Origin of the sequence: Scytonema hofmannii PCC 7110 (genome assembly GCF_000346485.2) — a bacterium.
In the GTDB taxonomy this organism is placed as follows: Bacteria; Cyanobacteriota; Cyanobacteriia; order Cyanobacteriales; family Nostocaceae; genus Scytonema; species Scytonema hofmannii.
Genome location: NZ_KQ976354.1, coordinates 6,341,953 through 6,351,255, shown reverse-complemented (window position 1 = coordinate 6,351,255; position 9,303 = coordinate 6,341,953). Strand labels below are relative to the sequence as shown.

The following is a 9,303-nucleotide window of genomic DNA, read 5'->3' as shown; positions in this document are numbered from 1 at the left end:
GGGGAGGGGGGGAGGGGGGTGCTTCTTCTAGGACAACATGAGCATTGGTTCCAGCAAAACCAAAAGAGCTAATACCAGCAAAGGCTGGGGTTGATGTAGACCAAGGTGTTAAAGCTTGCGATATGCGTATTGGTAGGGTTTCAAAAGGAATGTAGGGATTGGGGTTGTGAAAATGCAGATTTGGTGGTATCTGTTTGTTCTTGAGGGATAATGCAACTTTAATTAAACCAGCGATCCCAGAAGCGGCTTCTAAATGCCCAATATTGCTTTTAACAGAACCTACAGTACAGTAGTTATTGGGAGAACGGTCTTGAGCAAGCACGCTTCCCAGTGCGATCGCTTCAATTGGATCCCCTAAAGGAGTTCCCGTACCATGCAATTCGACGTAACTAACGTCAGCAGGTGCTACCCCGCCTTTCTCCAATGCTTTACGAATGAGTGCTTCTTGAGCGGGACCGAAAGGTACAGTCAATCCCTTGCTACGACCATCATGATTAATAGCACTCCCTCGAATCAGCGCATAAATCCGGTCTTTATCCGCCAAAGCTTTTGATAAGGGTTTAAGAATAACAAAACCAACTCCCTCACTCCGAACATAACCGTTAGCACCCGCATCAAAAGTTTTGCAGCGCCCATCAGGAGACAAAGCCTTCAGTTTAGTCAGACCAACATTACCCGTAGGCGAAACAATAACGTTCACCCCTCCAGCCAAAGCCATGGTCGCATCTCCATTCCAGAGATTTTGACAAGCGAGGTGAACAGCAACCAGTGAAGAAGAACAAGCAGTGTCAATTGCCATGCTCGGTCCCTTCAAATTAAACTGATAAGAAATCCGACCAGCCGCAATGCTCAATACATTACCAGTTAAATCGTAACCCTGAGGTCGCTGAGAATATTCCTCCCCCTGAATCAAAGTATAATCATTCGTAGAAATACCAACAAACACACCAGTTTGCGAACCAGACAACTGTTCCTGTACCTGTCCCGCATCTTCCAACGCCTCCCAAGCCACCTCTAGCAAGAGTCGTTGTTGGGGGTCCATAGAAACCGCTTCTCGCGGTGAAATGCCAAAAAACTGAGGGTCAAACTGGTCTACTTGCTGCAAAAAGCCACCGCAGCGAGAATTCATCTTACCAGAAACTTCTGGATCTTGGTCGTAAAATTGCCGGATATCCCAGCGATTGGAGGGTATTTCTGTAATAGCATCGACTCCATCACGCAGGAGTTGCCAAAAAGCTTCTGGATTATCTGCTCCCGGAAATCGGCAGCTAATACCTATAATTGCAATTGGTTCCATTTTTAATCTACCATTTTCATTATCTTTTTTATCTGCGTCCATCAGCGTTCATCTGCGGTTCAAAAATAATTTATTTAACCGCAGATGAACGCAGACGAACGCTGATACTGGGAAACGCTATATTAATTTACTCAGCCAAGCGATCGCCAAGTTCTGCAATAGTTGGATAGTTGAAGATCAGGGTGGGGTTCAGTTTGATTCCCAACCATTTTTCTAGTTTTCCAAGTAGAATCATTGTCTCAGCAGAAGTCAGGTCGTAGTTATCGAATGGTTCATTCACGTCGATTTCATCTTGCGAAAGTTCAAGTCTTTCAGCAAACTCATTGATTAACCAAGATTGAATGGTTTCTGCTGTTTGAGACTGCTTATTTGAAATAGCCATGCACCGATTCCTTTGAATATGATTTGAGGTGAAAGTTTATTAAGTGAAGTTTCTGGAGTTAAGTCTTAAGCGTTAATTTTTTGATGCTTTGTGGAATGTAGCAGTTTTCAATTGGGTGCAATATATTAAGGAGTTAAGGAACCGCAGATGAACGCGGATGCACGCAGATGAATTTGTACTTCATCCAGATGAAAAACGCTATAGCTAACTGTTATTAAATTCTTCACATCGAAAAACTGTAATTTCGCGAACTTTACAAAAACTTTATTTAGGGAGTGGGGATTTTGGATTGAGGATTGGTCTTTCTTCCTTGTCCCCCTTCCCCCTACTCCCTACTCCCTACTCCCTACTCCCCACAAATTGGATGGTAATAACTAAAGTGGGCTGGTAATTGCAAGCCTTGCAGTTTTAAGTTTTGCAACCGATATAAGTAGGCGGCTCCGGTCATTATATGATAAGCAACGTCTGCTACGTGTCGCGCTTCTGGGGGGGCTAGGTAAGTTCCTTGTACCCATTCATTAAAAGCACCGATCGCAGGTCCGCACCAAATTTGGTAATCCATCTCTCGGTTTTTTTCGCCGGAACTAGCCCAGCGTGAGGAGAGTCCTAGATACCACCGGAAAATTAGGGCCATTTTCCGTTTGGGATTGTTGTCCGCTCTAGCAATTTGCTCTGGATCTCGTTCGGTGAAGAAGCTCACTGTTTCTTGCCAAACTGTTTCTAAAGGTTTTCCAAAGACTTGTTCTTCTAATTTTTGTCTTTCTGTGGTGGGAATTTCGTCGATGGAGTTATAGTTTTTATAAAGATCGTGCAATTTTTGTGCTCGCATCGGGAAAAGAGTCCCGCGCTTGAGTAGTTGTACCTTTACTCCTAATTCAAACATATCGGCGCATGGAGCCATAATAACGTCTGCTATTCCAGCTTGGGCTAATAAACGTTTTGTATGAGCAGAGGTACCGGCTTCCACACAGGCTTGATTGACAGACCCTGTCACTATGTAACTAGCTCCCATCATAAAGGCGGCTAATGCTGATTCTGGTGTTCCAATACCTCCTCCTGCGCCAACTCTCACCCGTCTTTCGTAGCAGTACTTTTGTTGCATCCGATCGCGTAAGGAGATGATGGAAGGAAGCAGACACACTAACGGACGGTTATCTGTATGACCGCCTGAATCGGCTTCTACCGTGATGTCATCCGCCATAGGAACTTTTTGAGCTAGATTGGCTTGTAACTCTGTAATCAGTTGTTCTTCAACTAACTGTTTGAGAATTTTTGCAGGCGCTGGTTGTAAAAATTGCGATGCGACTTCTGGGCGGGAAATTTTAGCAATAATTTTGTTTTTTATCTCAATTTGACCGAGTGCATTGACACTTAAACCCGCAGCTCGGTAACGAACAATATGGGGTGTTAAATCCATAAATGCAGAAGCTTCTACAGTTTTTACACCATATTTTAGGTACAAATCTACCGCTCGCCGTTCTAAAGCTTCTTCACTAGGACTGTGAATGAGGTTAAATGCGTAAGGTCTATTGGGAAGGGCTTGCTGGATTTGCTGAATGGCTGCTTCAACTCGAGCAGGAACTAAGCCCGCAGCACCAAAACTAGCCAGAAAGCCTGCTTTTCCCAGAGCAATGACTAATTCTGCTGACGCAATACCACCAGCCATCGCACCAGCAGCATAGGCGTACTTGACGCCATGAAAATTTAAGAAGTCGCGATCGCCTAACTGTTGAGGTAGCATTGGTGGCGCTACCATCAAAATCTCTATCAACCCGCCTTGGCTGTTGTCAAAGTTGTAGGAAGAACCATGGTTAGCAATACCAATTCTCTCTCTATCTTTAAGGATATAACAAGGTTGGTGCAAATTCAGCAGTCGTGCTTTGATTCCAACTTCATCAAAGGAAATTAAGTCTAAATAACCTTTCCAAGCTTTGTTTGTACTGTTGAAATAATTTGTCGCATCACCGCCACCCTCTAGAAGAGATGTAGACAGATTTTGTGCTTTTTTTCCATTACCATTCGTTAACATTTTAAAACTCCTATGATTCAGATAAAGAAATTCCTACGTTTTTCACTTCTCTTCTTCCCCTCTTTTCTTAGCGCTCTTTGCGTCTTTGCGGTTCAAAAAATTATTTATTTAACCGCAAAGACGCAGAGGTAAGACATGAGAGAGCTATAGCAGTCCTATTTGAGTTATAAAAATTATTAACCGCAAAGACGCAAAGAGCGCAAAGAAAGGAAATAAGAGATTTTACAAATGATTTAGGATTGCTATATTAAAAAGCCATATCGGATTCAGATAAAGAAATTGCTACATTTTTTACTTCGTAAATTCTCATATTGTCTTTCCACAAACTTGCATCACCAACAACGATCGCTTGTTCGTTTTTAACATCAATTTTTGAAATATGAACCTCAAGATACATTTTGCGATTTTCAGGAGTAATTTGACCGCGATACTTCCAGGTCATCTCATGGTTAAGGACTTGTCCAAATCGAGGAGATTTAAACTGTCTTCCCAAGTCAAGTTGTAATGCATAAACTTGCATGGCTTGCATAATAGCTTCAATACCTAACGATCCTGGCATAACTGGGTCTTGATGAAAATGATAGGGGAAATACCAGTCTGTTGGGCTAATATCTTTACTGCTATAAATGTAGCCTTGTTGATATTTTCCACCTGCTTCAACAATCAAAACTTCATTGAGAAAGTTTAACTGACTGTGAGCTAAATGGTAGTATGGTTGGCTCAGTGGTACTTGATAAAATTTCTCTTGATGGACGGGATTTTTGAGATCGATCACGATCGCTGATAAGTTCTTCTTGTCTTCATACCAAGGACGTACAATTTTTCCGCTATCCAATCCTACTTGATTCGCTAGCATTTGGTCGCTAAAATAACCAAATACCATCTCACTTTGATAAAAAACTTCGCCATCACACAATAATTGAAAATCAAATTTTTGAATAATTGCTCCTTGGACTACAGTTGATGATTTTATGTGTACCTTGTCGGTAATAGTTTTACCACGGACATCTACATCTTTGAGAATTGTACCTTTACCATCAAGGTTGCGAAAATGAAGGTTTTCTTCTGGTAATAATAGAGGTGCTCCTAGGTAAACGCCCAAGAAAATACAAGGCTGACCGGCTATTTCAATATACGTACAGTAGGGTAAATAAGGATAAGAATTATGACGGAAAAACCAGGCGTCTGGAGAAACATCGTATTCTGTGACCAGATTGGCAGTTTTTGTCAAATCGTGTCGTTTACCTTCAAATTCTACAATACGACTGACCAAGCATAAATCTCTATTTGGCAGACACACCGAACGACGATTGTCATAAATGTGGTATTCTGGACCCAGACAGCTAGCAACAGCGCCTTTAGTCAGTTCTTGAACTTGCGATTCATTAAATAAAACTGGTTTTTGAAGCAAATTTGGTTGTGTTAATAAGGGTTGTTCTGGCTTTTCAGATAATTGCCATCCCAAGTTTTGAGCAGTCGCAATTGTTTTGTCTCCAAAGATAATATCGACATTACATATAATGTAAGGTGTTGGGGACAGACCGATTTCCATAACTTCCAATCGGTAGATCAATTTTCCGGAAGTCGGAGTCACTTGTCCGCGAAAACGTGACACTTGAGGACGTTGGGGAATTGGCTGAAACCTAGCATTTGAAGTACACTGTTGTAGTCCCAGGAAAAGAGTGTAAAATTGTAATAACTGGGAACTTCCTTCAATCATGAGACTACCAGGCATAGTAGGATCGTTTTTGAAGTGACAGAGAAAATACCAGTCATTTGGCTCTACAATTTTTTCAGCCATGACTAGACCTAATCCTGTAACTCCTCCTTTAGGATCGACAGATACCACGCGATCGACCATTGTCAGCATCTTTGAGGGTAACCGGAGTGACGGATTTAAGCCATTTTGTTCGTAATTATCTCCAAAGCAAGTCGCAAGATCGCCCTGGCTTAAGTGAAGTAAGTCTTCTTTCTCAAAAGTAGATTTTTGACACAACAGTAAGGGTTGAAATGTCTTCTTTTGAATGCGACTTCTTGCTTTCTCTTCGCGATCGCTGACAATAATCCCTTGACCTTGGGCGAGTTCTTCCTCAGAAAATAGCCCAGCACAGCCTCCAGAGATTTTGATAATCGGTTTTTCCCCAACGAAACACTCTGCTTGAAAAAAGACAATTAAGTTGCTGGTCGTCCTTACATAAGAATCAATTTTGATATCATAACGGAGTGTTTTGATTTCTTGAGGTGGCTCGCAAAGAAATTTGGCGGTAAGATCTAATAAGCGAAATGATCTTTGTCCTTGACTCTCAAAGTCAGTTCCCAAATAACCAAGTAAAAGTAAAATTCCCTGTCCTGCTTCTTCATAGATTCCCAAGGGAATTTGACCGTCAACGGAATACCAAGCATTTTGAGGAACATCATACTCAGTTTGTATAAACCCAGTGTCATACTCGCCTCTTTGACCTTCAAGTTTGGTAACTCTGCTGACAAACAAATAAGGAGGACACGGAAGGCGGACTCTTTTGGCGTAAGGATCGATACTTTCAAAGTCTTTACCAAGTGCGCGTGAAACTTGTCCTTGTGCAAACTCTAGTACTTGAGTTTCATTAAGAATGGGGAGTGGGGAGTTGGGAGTGGGGAGTGGGGAATTGGGAGTGGGGGGTAGGGTAACAGTTTTAATCAGAGTTTTCTTTGTCTGAACACTCTCCGGTATTGGGGAGTACAGTGGTGATAAATCCATAGAAACCCGGTGGCTGAGAAGTTGGGCTAAGACTCTGACGATCGCAGTGCAATCATCGACTCCCCGGCGATTTACGGACATCGTTATATGTTCTTTCTGTTGAAGGTTTTCAGAAATCCACCGAGAACAGGTATTACCCGGTCCTAACTCAATAAATATTCTCGCTCCATCTTCATACACTCGGTTCACAAGTCGGGGAAAATCAACAAGCCTGGAGAATCCTTGACTAATGCTATGCGCTAGGGACTCTTTCTCAAGACGTAGCGGGTCGTAATGAGCTGTAGAATAAAATTTGATATTCTTTACATGATTTACATCTGTGGTGTTCAGTTTCACTAACTCACCATATTCCGAAATTGTTGGTTCGCAATGCAACACCATGTCAGCAGGTGCGCGGAAGGACTCACAATTCAACGCTTGAATCACCCTCAGACACGCTTGAGGTTCTCCACCAATTACAACTTCTGTTGGTGTGTTAATATTTGTCAAGAAAACTTGACTTTCTTGTTCCAAGCACTTCCTGACTGTAGACGCTGGAGCCATAAGAACATAAGTATGCCATAAATCTTCGCCAACATTGGCTTGGGATATGCTCCAAAAATCATGAAGTATAGTTTTAGGACCTGCTAACCGCGTTTGGAAAACTGGAGACGAATGTACGAACTTACTCACATCTTTAGCATTGACCCAAACGTCTAAGGCATACAGCATACTGCCTTCGCCCATACTATATCCAAATGCTGCTTGAGGTTGCACTTGGAAATATTCTTTCATGATGAACGTCCACAGCCAGCTAAAACCCGTTCCGGAGACTTGTAATCCTAAGGTATCGCTGAGGAATTGTGTTTCGAGTTCTTCGAGTTGTCGTTTGGACAACGGATGTAAACTTCTGGGATAAAGCTGTTTATCTCTAAAAAATTGGCTTTGATCGCTGACAAAACTGGGAATGCGATCGCAAGTTTTAGGAAACAAGTGGAAAAGTTTTCGACCCATCCCAATATAGGAATTAAAAGCACCTGGATAAACAAAGGCGACAGTACCCTTTTTACCCAAAGGCTTAGAAGTAAAATAACTCCCTAAAGGACTTTTCCACTCTTTACCTCGAGCAAACGCATCTGGTATCCCCTTTCGTCCGCGCTCGATTTCCCGCAGCAATTCCTTTTTGTTATGTCCCACAATTGCTAAAGCATAGGTAGCTTGGGAATTTTTTTGAAAAGCGCTCCATATTTCGCTAGCTGTCGCAGATAAAGAGAAACTGTTTTTAATCGTCTGTTCTAATGCATCAAGTTGCTCGAGTAAAGCCGATATCTCGTTTGCTGCAATGGGACAAAGATAACAATCGCTTTCTTGTAAAGATTTATTGCTACGGTTTTCTTGACTTGGGTCTTCTGAGAGGATCGCGTGTGAAAAATTAGAGTTTTTATCTAAACTATTAATTGCAGCTACCCTTTTTGTTTGTTTTTCTGTCAACAACCAAGGTGTTGACTCCGTGGGGACATAGAAAGGGCTGTTTTGCCAAATCTCTGGTTTTTTGAGACCCGACCATTGCGGAGTTGCAGGAATATAGCGATGATAAAGACAGAGAGCAGTTTTGATTAAGCTAGCAATACCAGAAGCAACATAAGTGTTTCCTATGTTGGATTTAACACTGCCGATTGCACAACTTAATTCTGCACCAGGAACATGATACGCTTGGAGTAAGCCATTAATTTCAGCCTCATCTTGCTCTTCAATCCCACTGCTAAAAACTTCCAGATAACCAATCTCTGTTGGTTCCACATCTGCTTCATCAAAAGCCCTGAAGCAGCATTGGCGGACGGATTCACTAGGGGTAACCGAAGCTTTATGGGTGACAATAACAGAGTCAATGACAGCGTAGATGCGATCGCAATCTTGCTGAGCCTTTTGGTAGCGCTTTAAAACGATCGCTCCAGCACCTTCCCCCAACACCGAACCATTAGCATTGCGGTCATAACTCAAAGTTGGCGTACCAGTACCCATACTTGTTAAGCGATCGTGCCACAAAGCCGAGTCATTTGCCAAGTTCACAGCACCCACAACAACAGTATCCGCAGAACCATTTGTCAAAAGTCTTTTTGCTATTTCCAGAGCATCAAAGACGGAATTTTCTTCAACACATACACTGAAATTAGGTCCTGAAACATTCCACAGACTAGAAATTTTACTATAAACAATATTTCTTTGCTGTTTGAGCAAGCTTTTGTCACTAGAATCAGAGCCAGACGCAATTTCTAGAACAGGTCCATCTTTTAGGACTGTAACAATAGCAATATTTTGCAGTAATTTACCCTTTTCATCTAAATCAGCATCCCTCAAAGCATTGTCAATCACCTTCAACAGTAACAGCTGCTGGGGGTCATATTTATCTAAATCATTAGGTGGAATTTTGAAATAAAAGGTATCGATTTCAAAGTCTTGAATGTAGGCTCCCAATGAGATTTGCTCGGTTTGGTGCGTTGATTGTATGTCTTGAACTCGTGTATAAGGAACAGGAGTAAAATTTTGATTTGCCTCATAAACACTATGCTGAAAGTTATCCAATCCATAACACGTTCCGAAAAAAGTTTCCATGCCAACAATTGCAAGCTTAACCATGATTTATGCTCCTTATTAGTTAGTAGGTTGGCTTGAGGAACGAAACCCAACATTTAATCGAATTATTGGATGTCTTTGTTCTGACCAACCTACACAATACATTTAGCGCTCTAAAATTGACTCCTTTAAATATTGTTATTGGTTCAATACTGCCAGGGGTCTCGAATATTAGCTGAGGAACGAAACCCAACATTTAATCGAATTATTGGATGTCTTTGTTCTGACCAACCTACACAATACAT

4 protein-coding genes are annotated in these 9,303 nt (G+C 41.8%); all 4 read right to left on the bottom strand.

Annotation, left to right across the window (positions count from 1 at the left end; all coding sequences use genetic code 11):
- A partial coding sequence (locus WA1_RS60280; RefSeq protein WP_272819233.1) for a type I polyketide synthase occupies window positions 1-1,339 on the bottom strand: 1,339 nt, incomplete at its 3' end.
- 85 nt (window positions 1,340-1,424) lie between these two features.
- On the bottom strand, window positions 1,425-1,679 hold the full coding sequence (locus tag WA1_RS26415) for an acyl carrier protein (protein WP_017746872.1): 255 nt from the start codon (window positions 1,677-1,679) through the stop codon (window positions 1,425-1,427).
- A gap of 346 nt (window positions 1,680-2,025) precedes the next feature.
- The gene (locus WA1_RS26410) at window positions 2,026-3,708 is read right to left on the bottom strand and encodes a PfaD family polyunsaturated fatty acid/polyketide biosynthesis protein (protein ID WP_017746873.1); all 1,683 of its coding nucleotides are present in this window, start codon (window positions 3,706-3,708) and stop codon (window positions 2,026-2,028) included.
- A gap of 247 nt (window positions 3,709-3,955) precedes the next feature.
- Entirely contained in the window at window positions 3,956-9,061 is a 5,106-nt protein-coding gene (locus WA1_RS26405; protein WP_017746874.1) for a PfaB family protein, read from the bottom strand.
- Between the last annotated feature and the right edge of the window lie 242 nt (window positions 9,062-9,303).